Annotated in this window: 18 protein-coding genes; 8 read left to right on the forward strand and 10 right to left on the reverse strand. The window is 45.2% G+C overall.

Going from position 1 to position 22,261, the window contains the following annotated elements:
* The first annotated feature begins 332 nt into the window (after window positions 1-332).
* Window positions 333-2,213 carry a methyl-accepting chemotaxis protein gene (locus ACVBIU_RS02885; protein ID WP_447163015.1) on the forward strand — a complete coding sequence of 627 codons (1,881 nt, stop codon included), beginning with the start codon at window positions 333-335 and terminating at the stop codon, window positions 2,211-2,213.
* Window positions 2,214-2,599: 386 nt separating this feature from the next.
* The gene (locus ACVBIU_RS02890; protein ID WP_447163016.1) at window positions 2,600-4,480 is read left to right on the forward strand and encodes a methyl-accepting chemotaxis protein; all 1,881 of its coding nucleotides are present in this window, start codon (window positions 2,600-2,602) and stop codon (window positions 4,478-4,480) included.
* 100 nt (window positions 4,481-4,580) lie between these two features.
* On the opposite strand, the gene cydC is transcribed toward ACVBIU_RS02890, so the two are convergent.
* The 4 genes from cydC to ACVBIU_RS02910 all read right to left on the reverse strand — a co-directional run bounded on the left by cydC (window position 4,581) and on the right by ACVBIU_RS02910 (window position 9,245).
* Complete coding sequence (cydC, locus tag ACVBIU_RS02895; RefSeq protein WP_447159380.1) at window positions 4,581-6,320, reverse strand: heme ABC transporter ATP-binding protein/permease CydC; 1,740 nt, start codon at window positions 6,318-6,320, stop codon at window positions 4,581-4,583.
* Window positions 6,317-8,122 carry a heme ABC transporter permease/ATP-binding protein CydD gene (cydD, locus tag ACVBIU_RS02900; protein ID WP_447163017.1) on the reverse strand — a complete coding sequence of 602 codons (1,806 nt, stop codon included), beginning with the start codon at window positions 8,120-8,122 and terminating at the stop codon, window positions 6,317-6,319. Before cydD ends, cydC begins: the two co-directional genes overlap by 4 nt.
* A 370-nt stretch (window positions 8,123-8,492) precedes the next feature.
* On the reverse strand, window positions 8,493-8,840 hold the full coding sequence (locus ACVBIU_RS02905; RefSeq protein WP_447159378.1) for a DUF3622 domain-containing protein: 348 nt from the start codon (window positions 8,838-8,840) through the stop codon (window positions 8,493-8,495).
* A gap of 204 nt (window positions 8,841-9,044) precedes the next feature.
* The gene (locus tag ACVBIU_RS02910) at window positions 9,045-9,245 is read right to left on the reverse strand and encodes a DUF3565 domain-containing protein (protein WP_447163018.1); all 201 of its coding nucleotides are present in this window, start codon (window positions 9,243-9,245) and stop codon (window positions 9,045-9,047) included.
* Between the two features lie 382 nt (window positions 9,246-9,627).
* Here ACVBIU_RS02910 and ACVBIU_RS02915 point away from each other — a divergent pair, with 382 nt between their 5' ends.
* Window positions 9,628-11,160 carry a DEAD/DEAH box helicase gene (locus ACVBIU_RS02915; protein ID WP_447159376.1) on the forward strand — a complete coding sequence of 511 codons (1,533 nt, stop codon included), beginning with the start codon at window positions 9,628-9,630 and terminating at the stop codon, window positions 11,158-11,160.
* Here the strand turns inward: ACVBIU_RS02915 and ACVBIU_RS02920 are convergent.
* The 4 genes from ACVBIU_RS02920 to ACVBIU_RS02935 form a co-directional block, all read right to left on the reverse strand.
* Window positions 11,157-11,312, reverse strand: a complete 156-nt coding sequence (locus ACVBIU_RS02920; RefSeq protein ID WP_447163019.1) for a hypothetical protein — start codon at window positions 11,310-11,312, stop codon at window positions 11,157-11,159. The two genes, ACVBIU_RS02915 and ACVBIU_RS02920, sit on opposite strands and share 4 nt — an antisense overlap.
* A 122-nt stretch (window positions 11,313-11,434) precedes the next feature.
* Window positions 11,435-12,844, reverse strand: a complete 1,410-nt coding sequence (gene dbpA / locus ACVBIU_RS02925) for an ATP-dependent RNA helicase DbpA (protein WP_447163020.1) — start codon at window positions 12,842-12,844, stop codon at window positions 11,435-11,437.
* A gap of 455 nt (window positions 12,845-13,299) precedes the next feature.
* A complete protein-coding gene (locus ACVBIU_RS02930; protein ID WP_447163021.1) occupies window positions 13,300-14,010 on the reverse strand; it encodes a DUF3313 domain-containing protein in 711 nt (236 codons plus the stop codon).
* 175 nt (window positions 14,011-14,185) lie between these two features.
* Window positions 14,186-14,401 (reverse strand): YheV family putative zinc ribbon protein, encoded by a 216-nt coding sequence (locus ACVBIU_RS02935; RefSeq protein ID WP_447159373.1) that lies wholly within the window; start codon window positions 14,399-14,401, stop codon window positions 14,186-14,188.
* A gap of 153 nt (window positions 14,402-14,554) precedes the next feature.
* Here ACVBIU_RS02935 and ACVBIU_RS02940 point away from each other — a divergent pair, with 153 nt between their 5' ends.
* Both ACVBIU_RS02940 and ACVBIU_RS02945 read left to right on the forward strand, forming a co-directional pair.
* Window positions 14,555-16,465 carry an ABC transporter ATP-binding protein gene (locus tag ACVBIU_RS02940; RefSeq protein WP_447159575.1) on the forward strand — a complete coding sequence of 637 codons (1,911 nt, stop codon included), beginning with the start codon at window positions 14,555-14,557 and terminating at the stop codon, window positions 16,463-16,465.
* Window positions 16,466-16,572: 107 nt separating this feature from the next.
* The gene (locus ACVBIU_RS02945) at window positions 16,573-17,034 is read left to right on the forward strand and encodes a TIGR02444 family protein (RefSeq protein ID WP_447159372.1); all 462 of its coding nucleotides are present in this window, start codon (window positions 16,573-16,575) and stop codon (window positions 17,032-17,034) included.
* A 27-nt stretch (window positions 17,035-17,061) separates the two neighbouring features.
* Here ACVBIU_RS02945 and ACVBIU_RS02950 read toward each other — a convergent pair whose 3' ends face one another.
* Window positions 17,062-18,648, reverse strand: coding sequence for a GMC family oxidoreductase N-terminal domain-containing protein (locus ACVBIU_RS02950; RefSeq protein ID WP_447163022.1), 1,587 nt, complete (start codon window positions 18,646-18,648; stop codon window positions 17,062-17,064).
* 35 nt (window positions 18,649-18,683) lie between these two features.
* Complete coding sequence (locus ACVBIU_RS02955; protein WP_447163023.1) at window positions 18,684-19,199, reverse strand: TAT leader-containing periplasmic protein; 516 nt, start codon at window positions 19,197-19,199, stop codon at window positions 18,684-18,686.
* Between the two features lie 295 nt (window positions 19,200-19,494).
* Between ACVBIU_RS02955 and ACVBIU_RS02960 the strand changes: the two genes are divergently transcribed.
* The 3 genes from ACVBIU_RS02960 (at window position 19,495) to ACVBIU_RS02970 (ending at window position 21,783) form a co-directional block, all read left to right on the forward strand.
* Complete coding sequence (locus tag ACVBIU_RS02960) at window positions 19,495-20,475, forward strand: hydrolase (RefSeq protein ID WP_447163024.1); 981 nt, start codon at window positions 19,495-19,497, stop codon at window positions 20,473-20,475.
* A complete protein-coding gene (locus tag ACVBIU_RS02965) occupies window positions 20,469-20,723 on the forward strand; it encodes a YheU family protein (RefSeq protein WP_447163025.1) in 255 nt (84 codons plus the stop codon). Before ACVBIU_RS02960 ends, ACVBIU_RS02965 begins: the two co-directional genes overlap by 7 nt.
* Window positions 20,724-20,895: 172 nt before the next feature.
* On the forward strand, window positions 20,896-21,783 hold the full coding sequence (locus ACVBIU_RS02970; RefSeq protein WP_447159367.1) for a phosphoribulokinase: 888 nt from the start codon (window positions 20,896-20,898) through the stop codon (window positions 21,781-21,783).
* Window positions 21,784-22,261: the final 478 nt, after the last annotated feature.

Below are 22,261 nucleotides of genomic sequence, written 5' to 3' on the forward strand. Positions count from 1 at the left end.
TTTCAGTTGAACATATAGACAAAATATTTGTCTGCATAAGAGCCGATTGCCCCCAATCGGCTCTTATATTTCAAGCGTAAATCTCATTATATCTATCAATCAATTCTAGTAAAAAATTTGCATGTTCAGCTAAATATACAGCTGTACTTTCATCACTCTTTAATTAATTGTATATTATTTGAGATAACGCTCTCAAATATTGTAAAATTGATGTACTTAAATAAAATGCTTGCTCTATAATCCTGCTGTTTTCAAGCTGTCTTTTACTCCACCTTTTTAAATTTACTGGTCTAATCAGCTAGTTCTCCCTAATTTTACTAGTGATAAATAAAATGAATCTAACGATAAAACATAAAATTCAACTCGCAGTTTTACTCACTATTGTCGCAATAAGTGCCACTCTTGCTAGCATTTCTACACGCCAACTTAGCGATGATACCGAGGCCGCCATTGCAGCGCGATTCAAACTACAAGCTGAAGCCGTGAGTAATAATATTTTTAGCTGGTTAGACGATAAAAAGCAGGTTGTAAAAGCCAATGAGTCACGCATTCAGCAAGGCTTAGATAGCGACCGAGAATTATTGTTTACCATTAATGGTGGTGGCTTTATCGATGTCTATGCCGGTTTTGATACTGGCGATATCATCTCAGGGGATAAGTCTCAGCCATGGCCAGAAGATTACGATCCTCGCACACGCCCTTGGTATAAGCAGGCTTATACCAGTAGCGAAATGATCACCACGCCGCCCTATATCGATATCACAGGTCAAGCAGTTGTGACCTTGGCACAACGCTTTAATGGCGCAATGAACGGTGTACTTGCCGCTGACTTGAGTATTGGTTTCATTACTGAACAAATTAACAACCTTAGTATCGACAACGCTGGTTTTGCTTTCTTGTTAGATGAAAATAACAAGATCCTCGCATACCGCGATAGTAGCTACGCCCAACAAGATGCCAGCCGTCTGGCTCAAACGTTAACCCCATCCAATATTGAATCAATCCGCAATAGCTCCGCTATCACCACTATCGAGTGGCAAGATGGTAAAGAGAAGCTAATTCGCTTAACGCATCTGAAGGGTACTAACTGGACCTTAGGTTTAGTTGAAGATAAAACACTTGCCTATCAAATGATTGAACAACAAGTTATCAACTTACTTATGGTAGTTGCTGTGCTTGCATTTATTATCTTAATTATTGCGTCTTTCATTGTTAACCACATGTTTAAGCCGCTGCAGCAATTAACCGATGCGATTGAAACGTTATCAAAAGGTGATGGCGATCTAACCCAACGTTTTGCCGCAAGCAAACAAGATGAAATAGGCCTACTTGAAGCCCATATGAACCGCTTCCTTGAGAGTTTGCAACAGATGGTGAAGGCCATTTCTAGCGATACCGAGCAGTTAATCAAGCAGATTAACGAATCATCAAATATCGCTGCCAAGGCGAGCGAAGGGGTAAATGGCCAGCATCAAGATGTCGATCAAATTGCAGCGGCGATTCATGAAATGTCAGCAACAGCAAACGAAGTCGCTAACCATGCCGAGATGACAGCCAATGCGGCGCAAGTATCGACTCAAGCTTGCATCGAAGGCAATGAGGTTATCGTTAAAAACAGTGACTCAATTGAACTGCTATCTGAGCAGCTTAATGACGCTTCTAAAGTCGTTTCAACACTTGAAGAAAACGCTACAGAGATCAACCAGATCCTATCAACCATTCAGGCCATTGCTGAACAAACGAATCTACTTGCCCTAAACGCGGCAATTGAAGCCGCTCGAGCTGGTGAGCAAGGCCGAGGCTTTGCCGTGGTCGCTGATGAAGTGCGAGTACTGAGTCACCGCACTCAAGATTCAACCGAAGAAATTAGAGCTATGATCGCCACTTTGCAGCAAAACAGCCAACACGCAGTATCATCTATGACGTCTAGCACCAATATTGCTCAGTCTAGTGTCGAATTTGCTAACCAAGCCAAACACAGCTTAGAGCGTATTACAGACTCAATTACAGAAATCAATGATATGGCGACTCAAATTGCCAGCGCCGCCGAAGAGCAACGCGCAGTATCAGAAGACATCAGTCGTAATACTCAAGCAATTAGTGACACCTCAAATGAGTTGTCATGTCAAACCCAAGAGGTCAGCGACAACGCTCAGATGATGCTACAAACCTCTAGTGAGCTAAGCGATCGAGTTTCACGCTTTAAGATTTAATCATCACAACGATAAAGCCCTGTCACATTCAGGGCTTTATCGTCTCGACTCATAGATACAATAATCCCACCAGCCCAGTGACTCCTGAGTGACTCATCAACCATAAAAACGGCTTAACACATCCTTGCACCTGCTATAAGTGTCAACTATAAGTGTCTGTTTTAAGTACCAGCTTTACTGCCTGCATTAATGCCAACTATTGGTGTTAGACATTACTGAAATCATTGGTGTTAGTTATTGATAATTTGAGACAAACTTCTCATCACTGATACATTTAAAATGCTCATTTAAATATCATCGCCTATAATCCGCGCACATTTAACAGGATTAAGTCCCCCCAATTTTCGCTCAGCGTAAATGGGCCCTTGTCCGTCAATATAATAATAATGAACCTCAGCATTAAGCACAAAATCCAGCTCGCCGTTTTGGTCGTGATAATCACCATAACCGCAACTCTCGCCTTTATCGCAAGCAAGCAGCTCAACCTGCAAACCGATCAAGCTGTCTCGACTCGGTTCACACTGCAAGCCGAAGCGCTCAACAATAATATTTTTAGCTGGTTAGCAGATAAAAAACGCATCATCAATGCCAATGAGGCGCGCTTAAGCAGTGCACTTAGCGATGATGGTGAATTGGCGCTAAGTATCCAGGCCGGCGGCTTTATCAACCTGTATATGGGATTAGAAAATGGCTTAGTGATCTCTGGCGATAAAAGCGTTGAGATCCCTGCCGACTTTGATGGGCGTACTCGCCCTTGGTATCAAGATGCTTACAACACCCATGACATCATCACTACACAACCTTATGTGGATCTCTCTGGTGATACCGTTGTGACTCTAGCCAAACGCTTTGATGGCGACATTCATGGCGTACTGGCAGCAGATCTTAGTATCGCTTACATCACGCAGCAGATAGCCGATCTAAATATTGCCAATGCGGGTTTTGCTTTCTTACTCGATGAAAACAACAAAATACTGGCCTTTAGAGATAGCGGTTACGCCCAACAAGATGCCAGCCGCTTTGCTCGCAGCCTGACTCAGTCAAACATCTCAACTCTGCTTAACAACGGTGACATCACGACCCTAGAGTGGCAAGACGGCGCAGACAAGCTGTTACGCTTGACCCCATTGCAGGGTACCAAATGGACATTAGGCTTAGTCGAAGATAAAGAGCTTGCCTATCAGGCGATAACAAAACAGCTCCAGCTGTGTCTTATTGCTGTGGTTATTCTCGCCTTAGTGATTTTGATTATCGCCTCGGTGATCATCAATCATATGTTTAAGCCGCTACAACAGCTCACCAGCGCCATGGAGTCGCTATCTAAAGGGGACGGTGACTTAACCCAGCGGTTTTCAGCTCACCGTCAAGATGAAATAGGCATGCTTGAGCGCCATATGAATCGGTTCCTAGAGAGCTTACAGCTGATGATTCAAGCCATTTATAATGATACCCAAATGCTAATCAAGCAGATCAATGAGTCATCAGACATTGCGGTGCAAGCCAGTAACGGTGTCAATGCTCAACATCAGGATGTGGATCAAATTGCCACGGCAATTCATCAAATGTCAGCGACTGCGAGCGAAGTCGCCAATCATGCAGAGATGACCGCCAATGCAGCTCAAATTTCAGCTAAGGCTTGTCAGGAAGGTAATGAGGTTATCGTTAAGAACAGTGATTCAATTGAACTGCTATCAGAGCAGCTCAGCGACGCATCGCAGGTTGTATCAGCACTTGAAGCGAATGCCACAGAGATTAATAAAATTCTCTCAACCATTCAGTCAATTGCCGAACAAACCAACCTACTGGCGCTCAATGCCGCAATTGAAGCGGCACGAGCCGGTGAGCAAGGTCGAGGCTTTGCCGTGGTCGCCGATGAAGTGCGGGTACTGAGTCATCGCACTCAAGATTCAACCGAAGAGATCCGTGCCATGATCGCCACCTTGCAGCAAAACAGTCAGCAAGCTGTCGCCTCAATGGCCTCCAGCACAGGTATTGCGGATAGCAGCGTCGAGTTTGCTAATCAGGCCAAACAAAGCTTACTGCGCATCACCGATTCAATCACCGAAATTACCGATATGGCAACACAGATAGCCAGTGCCGCTGAGGAACAGCGTGCGGTATCTGACGATATTAGCCGTAATACTCAAGCGATAAGTGATACATCGCACCTATTGTCCTCTCAAACCCAAGAGGTCAGTGATAATGCACAGATGATGCTACAAACCTCTGGTGAGCTAAGCGATCGAGTATCACGCTTCAGGATTTAATCTTCGCAATAATTTAAGCCTTGCCAACAAAAAGCCCAGATCCACTGGGCTTTTTGTATTATTGACAGAGCTTTTCTACTTAGCTATTTTTCGCTACCAATTAACCTAAGCGCTTAAACAGGCTAGCGTAGTAAGCATCACTCTCAAGCAGTTCACTATGAACACCACTCATGCGAATTGCCCCCTGATCCATTAAATGAATCGCATCCATCTTATTCATCGCAGTAAGGCGGTGGCTAATCATCAACATGGTTTTACCTTCAGCAAACTCGAACAACAAGCGGAGGATTTCACGCTCGGTACGCTTATCCAGGCCCTCTGTTGGCTCATCTAACAGTAAGATTGGTGCATCGCGTAATAAGGCTCTTGCCACACCAATGCGGCGCTGTTCACCACCCGATAATTGACGTCCGCCCTCCCCGAACCAAACATCTAAAGGCTTTTCAGCTTGTAATAAACTCTGCAAACCCACCTTTTTCAGTACAGCAATCAACTTGTCATCATCTTTACGGGTCGCGCCAGGGATCGCTATGGCTAAGTTGTCACGCAGGCTGCCACTGAAGAGATAAATGCGCTGACTGACCACTGACATAGATTGCCGTAATTGCTGCTCGGTATACTCACTCGCATCCAGGCCATCAATACAGACTTGGCCTTTATTAGGTAACCATTCTCGAGTCAGTAATGATAATAGGCTCGATTTTCCACAGCCCGTTTGCCCAAGAAGCGCCACCTTTTGACCCGCTGGGATCTTGAGGTTTAATCCCTTTAGTACAGTTTGCTCATCAAGGTAGCCAAACTCAATGTCGTTAAACTCGATATTTCCAGCTGATATTTCTGCCGTTTGGCTTGATGTAAATGTGACGCTTGGCGTTTGTTCAACCACCTCATTTAACCTTGTTGCTGCTGAGCTACAAGCTGATAAATGCTGGAAAGCGCCAGCGAGCGGCATCATCATCTCAATGGTTGCCATGGTTAAAAATACCACCATGGCAAGCCTTGGGCCCGGCGGTACCGCACTGCCTACACCCGACGCGGCTAAGTACAGCATCAATAACACCGCAAAACCGTGGCACAAAATCAAACAGGCTTGGCTTAATGCCGTGACTCGATTCATCGCATTTTGGCTATTTATCATCATGCTTTGCGCTTGATTAAGCCTGTCTCTATAAGCCTTCTGCGCGCCAAATAGAGTCAGTTCAGCCTGACCTTGTAAGTACTCCAGTAACTGTACTCGTAGTACTCGCTTGGTTTCTAGCTGGGCAATGCCTGGCTTACGCCCAAGAAAATAAAAGGTCGTTGGCAGCAATAACCAAACAGCGAGCAACACGCCACATAAAGTGCGGGCAAGCTCAGGATCAAAGTGGCCCACGAAAAAGTACAACGCCAGCATCATCAACAGTGATGCCGCTAACGGTGTGATTAACCTAAGATACAAGTGATCTAAGGTATCGATATCAGCAACCAAGCGATTAAGCAGATCGCCTTGGCGCACGCCCTGTAGGTTCTTGGCGCTCAGCGGGAGTAACTTATTCCATACCCAGCAGCGTAAGTCGGTAAGTAAGCTAAAGGTGGCTTCGTGTGTTGCTAGGCGCTCACCATAACGGCTTGCTGTGCGCACAATCGATAAAAAGCGCACTCCACCAGCTGGAGTAAAGTAGTTAAACATCTGCGCCGTTAGCACTGTTAATCCGGCAACTGCCGCCGCAGATAAAAACCAACCCGATAACGACAATAATCCAATACCAGCCATTAAGGTTGTCACACTTAAAAATAGTCCAATAAACATCATGAACCATTGGCTTTTAAAACGCTTGATATAGGGAAAGAGTGCTCTCATGACTTGTCTCCCTCTGACATATTATTCACTAGCGCTGCAGCATCAAACTCGCTCACGCTACTGGCTTCATCAAGCATCTGTTTAAACGTGCCTGCCTGAGTGGCAAGCTCAGTATAATTACCTTGCTGGACTATTAAGCCGTTATCTATCACCAAAATGTTATCCATCGCACTCAAGTTCTCGAGTCTATGAGTGACCATCACACATGCCACGCCTTGCATAGCTTGGGTCAGTGTAGATTGTACCGCTTGCTCACTTAAGCTATCTAAACTGGCCGTTGGCTCATCGAGGATATACAGGTTAGCTTGCTGACCCAGTGCACGAGCAAGGGCTATTCGCTGCGCCTGCCCCACCGATAATCCCGCCGTTTGTTCCTGGATTGGATACGCTAACCCTAGCGGTTGCTGCTCGACAAAATCGAGGATCTGCGCCTTTGCTAACAAGCTATAAATAGCCTCATCAGATAACTCACGACCCATGGCGACATTGTCACGCAAACTGCCATGAAACAGCTGCGGCTCTTGCCCGAGCCATGCCAACTGCTTGCGCCAATCCTCCAGGGCTAACTCACTTAACTGTGTACCAGAGATCCGCAGCTCCCCTTGATAGGGTAGAAAACCGAGCAAGGCATTGAGTAAACTGGTTTTGCCAGCGCCGCTCGAGCCCACGATGGCCACATGCTCGTTAGCTTTGATCTGGAAACTAACAGGCCCGAGTAACAAACTGCCATCTAGGCTATAAACAGATAAATCTTTAGCTTCAATCTCTATCTTGTCGTCAACTGGCTTATTACCACCAAACTGCTCGGTTGGGTGGTCGAGCAATGTCATCAACTCTTCTGCCGCACCGATAGCCTGTGCTTTAGCGTGATAATGAGTGCCCATATCTCTTAGTGGCTGGTAAAACTCAGGCGCCAAGATCAACACAAATAAACCGGTAAACAAACTGATTGAAACGCCATAATGACCAAAGTTCAAATGACCTAAATAGCTAAAACCAAAGTAAACCGCCATTACTGCAATAGATACTGCCGCAAAAAACTCCAGTACCGCTGAGCTTAAAAATGCCATTCGCAGCACAGCCATAGTGCGTTCACGAAACTCTTCCGACGCCTTGCGGATCACTCTTGCTTCTTTCTCACCTTGGTTAAATAACTTGAGCGTCGACAAACCTTTTAATCGGTCCATAAAATGGCCGCTTAAACGTGCTAACGCGCTAAAATTTTTGCGATTCGCATCTGCAGCGCCCATGCCGACTAAAATCATAAACATAGGAATAAGCGGCGCGGTGGCCAATAAAATCAGACCAGCGGCCCAGTTAATAGGGAATACCGCCACGAGGATGATTAGTGGAATGAAACCGGCCAACACCACTTGTGGCAGATAACGTGCGTAGAAATCTTGTAGATCTTCGACTTGCTCAAGCACTATGCTAGCCCAGCTTCCCGCGGGTTTACCTTTAATAAAGGCAGGCCCGAGTAGCGCTAACTTATCAAGCACTGCTGCGCGCATCTGTATTCTTAACCTAGCGCCAGCCTGAAAACTGGCACGCTCGCGGGCAAAGGCAAGCACCCCACGCACAACCGTCAGCAGTAACAGAGCCAAAAAATGGTCGATAAAATCGGACTTGGGCAGCTCATCAATAATGATCCCTTGAAGAACCGTCGCAATAAGCCACGCCTGACACATCAAGCTTAGCCCGGTTAACACACCAAAAAAAACTGACAAATTTAAGTAAAATCCACAGGCTTTTTTCTGTAACTTTAGCCATTTAGTAAGCTTTTTCTCTACTGTTTTATCCATGTGATTCCAGACTAAAGACAACTTGGGGATGAGTGGATGCTTTGCTCTTTACTGTGGCAAACCCAACATAAGCACGTTATTAAAGACTTTAACGTATCGCCTAAGTTCAATCACCCTTGAGCAAAAAACGAGAATGCATCTCAATATTGCCTGAGTATCGCAGGCATTAATCGCAGAATAAAACATCTATGCTGTAAATGTTATCGGTCTCACAAAAATTGAGCTAGATCAATAAACCAAGCAGAAGACGATAGATATAAATTGCGATTTAAATACAAAAAAACCGCACTAAGCTAGGCTCATTGCGGTTTAAAGGTTGATTTAGAACGAGCTAAATCAATTAACGATTAACATCGTTATCGATAGGAGATTAACGCTCTGCGTCAGACTCGTAATCTGAGTTATCGTCATCATAATCACTTTTAGGCGCAGCAGCTTCACGTGCACTGCGCCATACTTCTGCAGCTTGCTCTTTTGCATCAGCAGCTTCGTTACGCTCATCACGTGCCTTAGCCTTACGCTCGTTACGCTTGACTAAGTTTTCTAAGAATGACTTAAGCTCAGTCTCACCCCAAGCTTGCGCTTCAGCTTCTGTAGCAAAACCTTTCTTACTCTTAGAAACAACGATCTTTCTCGCTGTTTGACGACGAGTGATTTGGCCAGTCCACGTTGCGCCATCTGCTACTATGCGAAAATCATACTTCTTAGTTTGTGTCATGTTACTTTTTATCCTAACAATAATTCTAATACTTGAGCCAAACACACTGTTGGGCCGAATAAACCTATTAAATATAGATCAATTCGCCAACGATATTGGTGAGCTCAATCAATACGCAAGAACAACAACCTAAGCATCACTCTCACGTTCATAATTCTGTTTCTAAACCGCACTGCCAATGTTCACCTTACACTGCAATACGCTTTACTTCATTCCCGACTCTAATTCACACAGCTTACAATTAAGCTTATAACCAAGCATGGCATTTCTACCCTCTTGATCTGTCACCCAATCTCGCCGCTCCCATGGAGGACGATGACGAACATGCTGAGTATGACCGCAAGACAAATTGGCAACCCAATGATCTTCATCATCTTTATGATAACTCACGATAGGCTGCAGCATGACAAACCGCCGAATTAGGTAAAATAGTTACCTAGAATTTACTGGTAAAAATCGGTAGATGAACTTTCAGGGGCGCGAGATTAACACATGCAGCGCTGATACAACATCTTTTAATTGCCCAAAAATCACACAATCGACGTTTTTTTTCAAAATTAGCCCATTTCAGTGCGTAACAGTTATCAATCCAGCCCAATATCTCCAGCCTAGAATCAATTTAGTGCCATACTCTTTATAACGTGGTTATTTGGTCAGTGATTGCTTAATAATTAGCGCTTTTTAAGCAGATCCTGTAAGCTGCACGGCCGCCAGCATCCGCAGGCCCCCTAAAACCGCTGCCAGTCGTACTTTAACGCCTATTTCGCAGCCGAAATGAGACCTATCTATGAGTTTTGCCTCACTGGGCTTATCAGCCCAAATTTTGAAAGCCGTTGCCAACAAAGGTTATGACACTCCTTCACCTATTCAGGCACAAGCAATTCCAGCCGTACTTGAAGGTAAAGACGTGATGGCCGCTGCGCAGACCGGTACAGGTAAAACAGCAGGCTTTACCCTGCCATTGCTAGAGTTACTTTCAAAAGGCACTAAGGCACCAGCAAAACAAGTACGCGCATTGGTATTAACACCCACTCGTGAGCTAGCCGCTCAGATTGGTGAAAGTGTTGAAGTCTATGGCCAATTTTTACCTCTGAAATCTGCGGTAATATTTGGCGGTGTTGGCATTGGCCCACAAATTTCTAAACTTAACCGCGGCGTTGATATTCTGGTTGCGACACCAGGGCGTTTACTCGACTTATATAATCAACGTGCAGTGAGCTTTAGCCAGCTCGAAGTATTGGTACTTGATGAAGCCGATCGCATGTTAGACATGGGCTTTATTCACGACATCAAAAAGATCCTGGCGATTCTGCCGGCTAAGCGTCAAAACTTGATGTTCTCAGCCACTTTCTCTGATGAAATTCGTCAACTCGCTAAAGGCTTAGTGAACAATCCTGTAGAGATCTCGGTTACCCCACGTAACGCGACCGCTAACACGGTACAGCAGTGGATTTGCCCAGTCGATCAGGGTCAAAAAGCCGCTGTTTTAGTCCAGCTAGTTAAGCAGAACAATTGGCAACAAGTATTGGTATTTAGTCGTACTAAGCACGGTGCAAACCGTCTTGCCAAGAATCTTGAAGCAAAAGATATTACTGCTGCTGCTATTCATGGTAATAAGAGCCAAGGCGCAAGAACCAAAGCTTTGGCTGACTTTAAGAGTGGCGCTGTGCGAGTGCTTGTGGCCACCGACATCGCTGCACGTGGCCTTGATATTGACCAACTGCCGCAAGTGGTGAACTTTGACTTACCAAATGTGCCAGAAGATTATGTGCATCGTATTGGCCGAACAGGTCGTGCTGGCGCTTCTGGCCATGCTGTATCGCTCGTTAGCAGCGAAGAGATTAAGCTGCTACGTGACATTGAGTTACTGATCAAACAGAACTTAGAGCGACGCCCTGTTGAAGGTTTTGAACCCACTCATGGCTTGCCAGAAACAGACTTAACGGGTAAATCACATGGGCAAAACAAAGGCCCACGTAATGGTGGTCAAGGCCGAGGTAACGAACGTTCTCGCAGCCCACATAAAGGCGCTAACTCGGGCGGTGCTAGCAATAAATCACCAAACCCACGTCGTCAAGGCAATGCGCAAAGCAGCGAAGGTGTGAAGGTTGAGCATAAAGATGGTCAACGCAGCGGCGAAATGGCACGTGGCCACCAGCCAACCGAAAACAAGCCTAGACGTCAGCGCCGCCCTAACGCTGGCAGCTCTGCTAATGGTAATCCAAGCAATGGCGGCCCAGAGCGCAGCCAAAGCAAGCCATCGGGTCAGCGTCGTTCTCATTCAAATAGAAGTGCTAATAAGCCAAGCCAAAATAGCTAATATTTAAACTGGCCAGCAACAGATACAATGACCAAGACTCTCCATCCGTGGGTCTTGGCATTAGCGCCCTTAGCATAAGTGCTCTTGGCATAAATACCAAGACTACCCATAGGTGTTCGTATTAGCGCCCTTGGCATTAGCGCCTTTGGCATAAGTGCTCCAGGCACAAATACCCAGACTACCCATCCATGGGTCTTGGCATAAGTGCTCCAGGCACAAAAAAGCAGCGCCTAAGCGCTGCTTTTTTTATACCTAAAGCCACACCCAAATGCGCTTAACGCATTTCCCATGCACGGTATGAACGGCCTTTTAGCTTACCGTTAGTAATTTTATGCAGGGCTTTTTTAGCCACTTTACGGTTAACCGCCACGTAAGCGCGCATATCGGTAATTTTGATTTTACCGACTTCAGAGCCCTCAATACCATCCTCGCCCGTTAATGCACCAAGAATATCACCAGGACGCAATTTCTGCTTTTTACCACCATCGATTTGCAAGGTGATCATCACAGGTTGTACCGGGAAGGTATCTAACAAGTGCTCTGATGGCAGCGCTTCATTAACGATATCACGCTCAAGATAATCTTCGAGCAATGCAATCTTGTAGCCATCTTCATCATTGTAAAATGTGTGCGCCGAACCTTTACTGCCCGCACGGCCTGTACGACCAATACGGTGAATATGTACTTCAGTGTCGTAAGCCACGTGATAGTTAATCACAGCGTCCAATGCGTCGATATCAAGGCCACGCGCCGCAACATCGGTTGCCACCATGATAGACACACTCTTATTGGCAAACTGCAATAAGGTTTGGTCTCTATCTCTTTGCTCTAAATCACCGTGTAGAGCAACAACGCTAAAGCCGTCATTCTTCAATTGCGCAGCAACATCTTTGGTTTCACGCTTGGTATTACAAAACACCACAGCACTTTCAGGGCGGTATTGCAGCAGCAATAACTTCAACGCTCGCATGCGGTCGTTGTTATTACCAACCTCATAGAAGTGTTGTTCGATGGTGCTTGTTGCATGAGTCGAAGCCACTTTAACCAATACGGGTTTGAACATGATCTTATCTGCAATAGACTGGATCTGCTCAGGGAATGTCGCACTAAACAGTAGCGTCTGGCGCTCTATCGGCATACGCTCCATGATGCCTTCAAGCTCAACCTGAAAGCCCATCTCTAACATACGGTCAGCTTCATCGAGCACTAAAGTATGTACATTGTCTAGATCTAAGCGGCCGCGATCTAAGTGATCGATAATACGGCCTGGCGTACCAACAATAATGTGCGCGCCATGTTCTAATGAGCCAATTTGTGGCCCCATTGGTACACCGCCACAAAGGGTCAGTACTTTAATGTTATGGATACCACGAGCAAGTGTACGGATCTCTTTTGCTACTTGGTCAGCAAGTTCACGAGTTGGGCATAAAACCAGTGCTTGAATGCGAAAACGTTTAACGTCTAATTTGTGCAGTAAGCCCAAACCGAACGCTGCCGTCTTACCCGAGCCAGTCTTACCTTGGCCAATGACATCTTCGCCATTAAGAATGGCAGGTAAGCTTTGCGCCTGAATCGGTGTCATCGACTCATAACCCATCGTTTTTAGGTTATCGAGTAATTCAACCTTAAGGTTAAGGCTTGAGAATGGCGCTTGGCCATCGGTGTTTGGGACTGATTGAGTCAAAGTATCTTTCCTAAGTATTCACTGCTGTTTAGGGCCGTTTACCCTCTAGGACTCGATACCTTAATCAGGTTCATCAAATCGCGCTTGGCAGTGATAAAATCATGGTGACAAGGCTCCAAACCATCAGGAGCAAAAGTTGTCGTTTGCTATCGCTATAAATTATAGCGCGCTATTGTAGCAGTTATTCTTTTAGTTGCAGCATGTCGAATATAGGATAACTAATAAATATATCGCTATCGCAGCCTTTTACGGCCTTTAGCGCCGAGTTTGGTTAACTTGGTGCCTCTATTACCTCGGCCGCAATAGCCCTGATGTAAATGAGCAAGCTCCTAACAACAAAATCCTAGCCACAAAAAAGCTGGCTATGTTTGCCAGCTTAATATTAGTCGTATCGAGGATGATTGCCGCATCAAATTTGCCAAGAGTGCATAGATAGTGCAAACAACTAATGTCAGTTACAGATCCTCGCCGCGTAGTGTTGCGCTTAATCTATCAACCCACCAATCAACCGCATCTCTAGCATCGTCGGTTGAGTCAATCATGGTGCTAAAGTCTTTACCGCCCGCTTTTCGGTCAATCACAGCCACGATAGGCTTACCCGTTTGCGCATCGCTAAGCATAAGCTCTATCGTCGCACTACTCACATTGGTATGCTCGCCAGTCACTACCTTTGAAATACTTGAGATCCCAAGCCCAAAAGGCAAAATACTGCTAGTGACGGCTAAAATTGGATTCGGGGTTTCAATATTGGTTAACGCCACGCTGACTCTAAGTGTTTTAGGCGCTTCACCTTTAGCGAGGGTTTGCTCCAGTTCAGTTTGGTTGATGATCTTAAAACGCTGACTGGCTTTTTGCTTAATTTTACTGATTAGATAACGTGAAACCTCAACAACATCCTCATCATCTAAGTTGTCGTAACGGGTTTTATCATCTAAAACTAACCAAGCTTGGTCAACGATGACGCTATCGTACTGACTAAGGATTTGATTAAGGTCGCTAACACTTTTTATTTTAGGTTGCGCCCAAATAAGGTCACTTCCACCGTCAGGGCCGGGTCGAAAATCGTCAAATGAACTAAACATCTGCGAGTTTCTATAATCCTGGATGGTGCCACAACCTGTTAGCAATAAAGTCAAACCCAGCAAAAATAGTCGTGTCACAGTCATGGTCTTTACTCACTTTAAGTCGATGCTAACCCGCCTGTTAGCAAATAATGAGCAAAGTTTACACCAACACACCAATAAAACACAGTAGAGCACACAACATGACAAACAGCACAGTACACAACCGTACACTCGCATTCCCATCTAAAAAGGTTGATCTATGGTTCAGCGACTTCGATTAATCTGGATTAAATACACCAATAACTGCACCGCTGGCTTTTTTAGCCACTTTTTCTTCTGTTTGTTGCTCACGATAATCGCACTCAACACACTCTACGGTTTCAATACCATTTTCTTTAAATAACACGATTGATTCTTTTGCTTGGCACTTCGGGCATTTAGCACCTGCTACAAAACGTTTCTTCACTTTTTTAGTTGTTGTCGTTGTTGTCATGATTTAAATTCCTTTACACATATGCCTAACATTTTGCCACAAAAGCTGCGTCATGACCGTACTTTTCTAGGATTCACCATAGAAGTAACCATGGGTTCTAAGCTATTATCTGTCCCCAATATTTGCTGTTACTCTGACATAAAGCCGACCTCAATGATCACCATCACTCAAGCTCAACTCGTTCGTGGCTCGAAAACCTTGCTCGATGAAACTTCATTAACCGTCTACCCTGGCCACAAAGTCGGTCTGGTTGGAGCAAACGGCAGCGGAAAATCTTCATTACTTGCGCTTATCTTGGGCAAAATCCATCTTGATAAAGGTGAGTTTACTATGCCTAGCGGTTGGCAGATGGCCACTGTGGCGCAGGAAACACCCGCACTTGACGTCTCAGCCATTGAATATGTCATTGATGGCGATACAGAATACCGCGAACTTGAAGCACTGCTACATGCTGCACAAGAGGCCGACGATGGCCATAAGATTGCGCTCTTGCATGGCAAAATTGATGCGATTGGCGGTTATGCCATTCATTCTCGCGCCGCAAGCTTACTCGCCGGCCTAGGCTTTAGTGAGCAAGAGCAGCGCAATCCAGTTAAGAGCTTCTCGGGTGGTTGGCGTATGCGCTTGAACTTAGCTCAAGCACTATTGTGCCGCTCAGACCTACTGCTTCTCGATGAGCCAACCAACCACTTGGACTTAGATACCATGTATTGGTTAGAGGGCTGGATTAAGGCTTATCAAGGTACGCTTATTCTTATCAGTCACGACCGCGACTTTATCGACGGCATTGTCGATGAAATCGTTCATGTCGAAAATACTAAGCTGAACTATTACAAAGGTAACTACACCTCCTTTGAGCGCGTGCGTGCAGAACGGATGGCGCAGCAACAAGTGGCATTTGAACGTCAGCAAAAAGAGCGCGCTCATATGCAGTCTTTTGTTGACCGTTTCCGTTATAAAGCCAGTAAAGCTAAGCAGGCTCAAAGCCGCTTAAAAGCGCTTGAGCGTATGGCCGAGCTCTTACCATCACAAGCTGATAGCCCTTTCCACATGGCTTTTAGAGAACCTGAAGCCCTACCCAATCCTCTGGTGACCATGGAGCAAGTCTCTATCGGTTACGGTGAAACTGAGATCCTAAAAAAGGTACATCTCAACCTTGTTCCTGGTGCTCGTATCGGTTTATTAGGTCGCAACGGTGCGGGTAAGTCGACTCTGGTAAAGCTACTGTCGGGTGAGCTGTCACCGATGAAAGGCAAATATGAGACTAACCCAGGCTTAAATATCGGCTATTTTGCCCAGCACCAGCTGGAATTTTTAAGCTTAGATGACTCACCACTGCAGCATATGGTGCGCCTAGCCCCAAATACCAAAGAGCAAGAGTTACGTAACTTTTTAGGAGGCTATGGCTTTAATGGTGATATGGCTTTAGCGCCAGTTAGACCTTTCTCTGGTGGTGAAAAGGCGCGTTTAGTATTAGCGCTTTTGGTTTGGCAACGTCCTAACCTATTGCTACTCGATGAACCGACCAACCACTTAGACTTAGAGATGCGTCATGCGCTAACCATGGCACTACAGACCTTCGAGGGCGCAATGATTATCGTCTCGCACGATAGACACTTATTACGCTTAAGCTGCAGCGACTATTACTTAGTCGACCAAGGCGAAGTAAAAAGCTTTGAAGGTGACTTAGATGATTACCATCAATGGTTGCTTGATGCGGCAAAAACCGCAGGCAAAGAGGAAGACAGCGACGCGAGCACGCCGATTCAAGATAAAAAGCAGCAAAAGCGCTTAGAAGCCGAACTTAGACAAAAGCTGTCGCCACTTAAAAAAGTGCAGACTAAGCTGGAGAAAGAGCAGCAAAAAGCCAACGACCGTTTAAAAGAACTTGAAGGGATGCTAGCTGACACCAGCCTTTATGATGCCGATAATAAGGCTAAGCTTACCCAAGTGTTAGCCGAACGAACCACGCTTACCCAAGGGTTAGAGGAAAGCGAAATGGAGTGGCTAGAGATCCAGGAAGAAATTGAAAGTATTGAACAAGGTGTTCGCACTGAAATCTAACAAGAACCATAATTAATACCATTGAGTATAAGGGAAGCATTGCTTCCCTTTTTATTTGTCATACCATAGGTATCAATCTTCAACGATTATTTAGGCAACTGAACTTAATGACATTAGTAGATAACCTTCCCCCCAGCTTGTGGAGCGATTGCGATGCCATCTATGAGCAACACCAAAGCCTGTGTTTGCAGTTACAAGATGCCCACCAGCTCAACGTCAATCTATTGCTATTAGCGATTTGGCTCGATAAACAGCAGCACACTCTTGCGTTACCTCATTGGGAGAGGCTGCAGCAAACGATGTTTACATGGGAACAAAAGCTCTTACTGCCCTTTCGAAAATTAAGACGCCTAGGTAAAAACCAGCTTGAGAGTTCGGAATACCAACAGATGCTAAGCGTAGAGTTAATGCTAGAGCGTAAGTCTCAGGCGATGATTTCTAACACACTGCAAGCTATGCCATTAGAGTCGAATGACACAGGCCAAGGCGCAAATAATGTAAGCGACTATCTGAGCATATTTAACCTCAAAAGCGCTCACTATCCCTCATTGCAACTCAAAAGCGAGTAATACTCGCCGTTTTACATAACATGGTAGTTATGTTGTTAATCTCTCAGCCAACCGCGTCGCGTTTCTTGCGGTCATACCGTAAATAGACAGCTGTGGATTCGCGCCTAAGCTCGTCGGGAATATTGAACCATCCATCACCGATAGATTATCGAAGTAGTGCGACTCACCAAAGCTGTTCACCATCGACATGTTAGGATCTTCTCCCATTGGGCAGCCCCCCATGACATGCGCTGAGGCGACAACCGTTTTCAGTGGTGCGAGATCCATATTCTTTATGGCTTTCTTGGCCTCATTCCAGCTCGAAAGATACGGCATGCCTTGACTAATAGGCAGTACTTGCTGCGCACCTGCGGCAAATTGCAGCTCTGCCATACTCGCGTAAGCTCGCCTTGCTGCACGCCAAAAAGCTTCTGTGAGCGGGTAATCGAGTGTAAAGCCATGCTCGGTCAATTTAACCTGCCCGCCTTGGCTGTTTTCATGATAACCATCGCGAACCAATGCGATGGTCACTTGCAGTTGATTGAACTTCTCCATTAAATCCGCGTGACTTTTGCCATAACCAATGGTTTTTGAAGCGATCAAAATTGGATGAATTGGCGGGACTTCAAGCTTATAACCGAGTTCACCATCCGCGCCATTTTGCCATACAAACTGATCTGAATAGATGGATTGTGGTGCACCGCTGTGGCCATTAATTGGATCGCTAAACACGGCCCCGCTCAATAAGGTCGGATGTAGGAAAGTACGTTTACCAATAATTTCATGGGGATCAGGCAACTTAGATCGCAACATGATGGCCGGAGTATGTATGGCTCCCGCCGACAAGATATAATGTTTTGCCTTAAACATCAGTTCAACCGGTAACGGCTGCATGTTGCTATCAACCGCTTGAGCTTTTACCGCAAAAATTTTGTCATTATGATGCTCAAGTTTCATCACTTTAGCTTGACTCACTAACATCGCACCGCGATCGAGCGCCGCAGGTATGGTGGTGACCAACATCGACTGTTTAGCATTGACTGGGCACCCCATGCCGCAGTAACCGGTATTCCAACAGCCTTTAACATTGCGCTTTATGACGGTGTAGTCCCAACCGAGCGTTTCACATCCCTGCTTTAATGCTTGGTTATTACGGTTTGGATCATAGGCCCATTGACTAATGTTAAGCCGCCGCTCCATTTTCTCAAACCATGGATCGAGTTCCTGACGAGAAAGCCCCACCACAGATTTGGCTTGAGCCCAATATTCAAGTGCTGGTTCTGGCGTGCGGATAGACGTTGTCCAGTTAACCGTTGTTGAACCGCCTACTGCACGCCCCTGAAATATGCCAATAGCCTTATCGCTTGTCTTCATTCCAGCCGCTTGATGATACAGATCCGGATAGGCGACACGCTCTTCCATGACAAAGTCTTTCGAAGATTTAAGCGGGCCTCCTTCAACGATAATCACTGATAGGCCAGCCTCGGTGAGAATTTCTGCTGCGACCCCGCCGCCCGCGCCACTCCCCACAATCACAACGTCAGCTTCTAAAGTTTGGTTTTGAGTCAGCTTAGCTGCATTAATATGTGCCCAGCCAGACTCTAAGCCCGTTACAATAGGATCTTCAATGGCCACAAGCTACCCCTTACCCAGCGTGTTGATTAATAACATCAGTTCATATCCTCAAGGAAAGTTGGCTTGGCATAATGTAAGCGGCTCCAATGTTCTGGGTTGGAGTAATAACTCGCCATCACTAATTCTCGCAATCCTTGATAAGCTGTCACCATCATGTCGATGAAGCTTGTGCGCCAATTTTGTAGCATCTCAATCAACTCAGGCTGTTTACGTAACATCAAAGGAGTCATACTGCCGGTCAAAATCAATAGACCTAAGCGTCCTTCGAGCATTTCAAGTAGTTGTTCAAGTTCTGCCTGGCTTTCTTGAGGAAGAATAGAAATAGTGTGCTCGATGGCATCTAAGGTACGATTTATCGCGTCACGCTTTAGTGTGGCAACTTCAGGCAAGGCGCCATCTAAAAACACCGGCACTAGCACGCTAAATAACAATCGATGCTTGTCATCAAGTTCCTTATTAACGCGGACATAATCCGACGAGTAATAATTAACTCCCAGCGCTAAACAGGCTGTCCCTGCTAATGCGGTCATGATAAAAGTACGTCGCTCCATCGCGCCCTCTATTGTTATTAAGTACTTATAATTACGTGCTTATCATTGAGTGATTCTGAGTGTTTTAGCGCTAAAATATCCTCACTTACGCTGTCATTTAGATGCTGATTTACCCCGTCACTAAACGAAAAACTAAACAAATAACTAAACAAATAACTCCGCGAGTCACTTTAGCCAGTTATCAGCCTTACAGCTGGAAACAAAGTCGATAAATGGTCTGATTACAATCTATGCTACACTCTGCTCACAATAACAATTAAACACACGTTTTAATTTTCAGCAATAGCCAATTATTATGAAGCCAACTTTTTCACCCCCTTGGTGGGCTAAAAACCCCCATGTTCAGACGATTCTCCCGGCACTCACCAAAGTGGACAGACCACAGTTAGATCGCGAAAGATTAGAACTGAGCGACGGTGATTTTATCGATCTAGACTGGCAAGGTACACCTGAAAACCATCGAGCTATTCTGGTCATTATTCATGGCTTAGAGGGCAGTGCAGAGTCGCACTATGCACGTCGCATACTGACGGCCAGCAAGGCAATTGGTTTATGTGCGGTTGTGCATCATCACCGCAGCTGTTCAGGGGAGCTTAATAGACTCGCTCGTGGTTATCACAGTGGTGATACTCAAGATCTTCAAACCACTTTACAACATTTAAAAGCACACCATCCAAACAGCCCACTGCTAGCGGTAGGATATAGCTTAGGTGGAAATGTTTTAGTTAAGTATCAAGGTGAGCAACAGCAACAAAGTTTAATCGATAAGGCCGTTGCAATCTCTGCTCCACTGCAGCTCGGGTCTTGTGCGAACCGACTGGAAAAGGGCTTCTCCAAAGTTTACCAAAGCTACCTAATTAAACAGCTGCAACAGAAAATGCGCGGCAAGTTATCAAGACCAGAACTCGCAGCAGTGATGCCAATTAACCATAAAGATATTGAGCAGCTCAATACCTTTTATGCCTTTGACGATAAGATCACGGCGCCACTCCATGGCTTTAACGATGTCGAAGACTATTACACCCGCGCTAGCGGCTTACCTTATTTAAGTTTGATTGCGAAGCCAACGTTAGTTATACACGCTAAAGACGATCCGTTTATGACCGACGCTGTCATCCCAAGCAACAATCAATTGTCTAATCAAGTACAATATGAACTACACGATAATGGCGGCCATGTGGGCTTTATAAACGGTGGCAGCCCTTGGCGACCTAAATATTATCTTGAACAGCGTGTATTGAATTTTTTAACTTCAGCGGAAACCTCAAAATGTTAGTTCCTTACGAATCTTTGTCGCAGTTACCTAGCGATACCTTTGATAACCTCATCAAAGAATACCTTATCAGCCAAGTTGAAGATGGTAGCTTTTCCGGCGATGGTCAGCACAGCATGGAAAAGGCTATTGTTCAATGTAAAGCGGCCCTCAAACAAGGTATTTTAGTCGTAGAGTACAGCGAAGAAGAGGAGTCAATTGGCATTAGGCGTAAAGAGGATATTGTCATTCACAACATGAACTACCAGTAAGCTTAACCGTTGAACTTGCTTGAGCTTACTTTGACCTGAGTTTGACCTTAGCTAAGCTAAGCCGTATAACTGAAGATTCTAAGTACAGTATTCTTACCTGAGTCACTATGATTAGTCGCTGCTTTGGCTAACGTGCAGGTGATCGTTAACTATCTTTATTTTGGGTAAAAAAATGTCAGCGAAACATCCTATTATTGCCGTCACAGGTTCGTCAGGTGCAGGCACCACTACCACTACGACGGCATTCAATCATATCTTTAGACAGCTCGGCATTAATGCAGCAATTGTGGAAGGTGACAGTTTTCATCATTTTACTCGTCCAGAAATGGCGGTAATGATCCGCAAAGAGAAAACTGAAAATAGAAATATTAGTTACTTTGGTCCTGAAGCAAATGACTTTAATCGTCTCGAAAAGTGTTTTAGCGACTACAGTAATACTGGTCAAGGTGAAACTCGCGCGTACTTACATACCTTTGATGAAGCCGTGCCTTTTAACCAGATGCCAGGTACCTTTACCCAATGGCACCCGCTGCCTGAAAATACCGACATGCTCTACTATGAAGGCCTGCATGGCGGGGTCGCAACCGATGATTGCGATGTTGCGCAGCATGTCGATCTACTCATAGGTATGGTGCCAATCGTCAACCTTGAGTGGATCCAAAAAATCATCCGTGACACCTCTGAGCGTGGCCATAGCCGTGAAAAAGTCATGGACTCAATAGTGCGTAGCATGGATGACTATATCAATCATATGACGCCGCAGTTTTCCCGCACTCATATTAACTTTCAACGCGTACCAACCGTTGATACATCAAACCCATTTAGCGCTAAGAGTATTCCAACACTAGATGAAAGCTTTGTGGTGATCCGTTTTCGCGGTATTAAAAATGTCGACTTCCCCTATTACCTACGCATGATCCAAGGCTCATTTATGTCTCGGGTTAATACCCTTGTCGTGCCAGGTGGCAAAATGTCATTGGCGATGGAGCTCATTCTCACTCCACTAGTGAAAGATCTGATGGATAAGCGATTACAGTTAATCTCTCCAGAAAATGAGTAACTCAAAATTATATTAAGATTTGTTTAAGCCTCTCTAGGTAGACTGCTGCTTATCGGGATTTCAGGCGAAAGAACGATAAGTTAGCATTCCCTTGGAGGTAAATTCCCCCATCTTGATCTGTTTATTTCCTCGGGATTGCTAACTGCCCAATTTTCATGATTGATCTTCTTATTTCCTTTAAATCGCTAGCTACTTCCTCTAAAAATATTCCAAATAGTAAATTCCACCTTCATGCTTGATCTGTTTGTTTCTTTGGGATTGCTAACTGACCTTTCTACTCTATCTGCAAAAAAGTAAATTCCACATCCATGCTTGATCTGTTTGTTTCCTCGGGATTGCTAACTGCCCTTACTACCCTATCTTCAAAAAAGTAAATTCCACATCCATGCTTGATCTGTTTATTTCCTCGGGATTGCTAACTGCCCTTACTACCCTATCTTCAAAAAAGTAAATTCCACATCCATGCTTGATCTGTTTA

This window comes from Shewanella sp. 30m-14 (assembly GCF_052977125.1).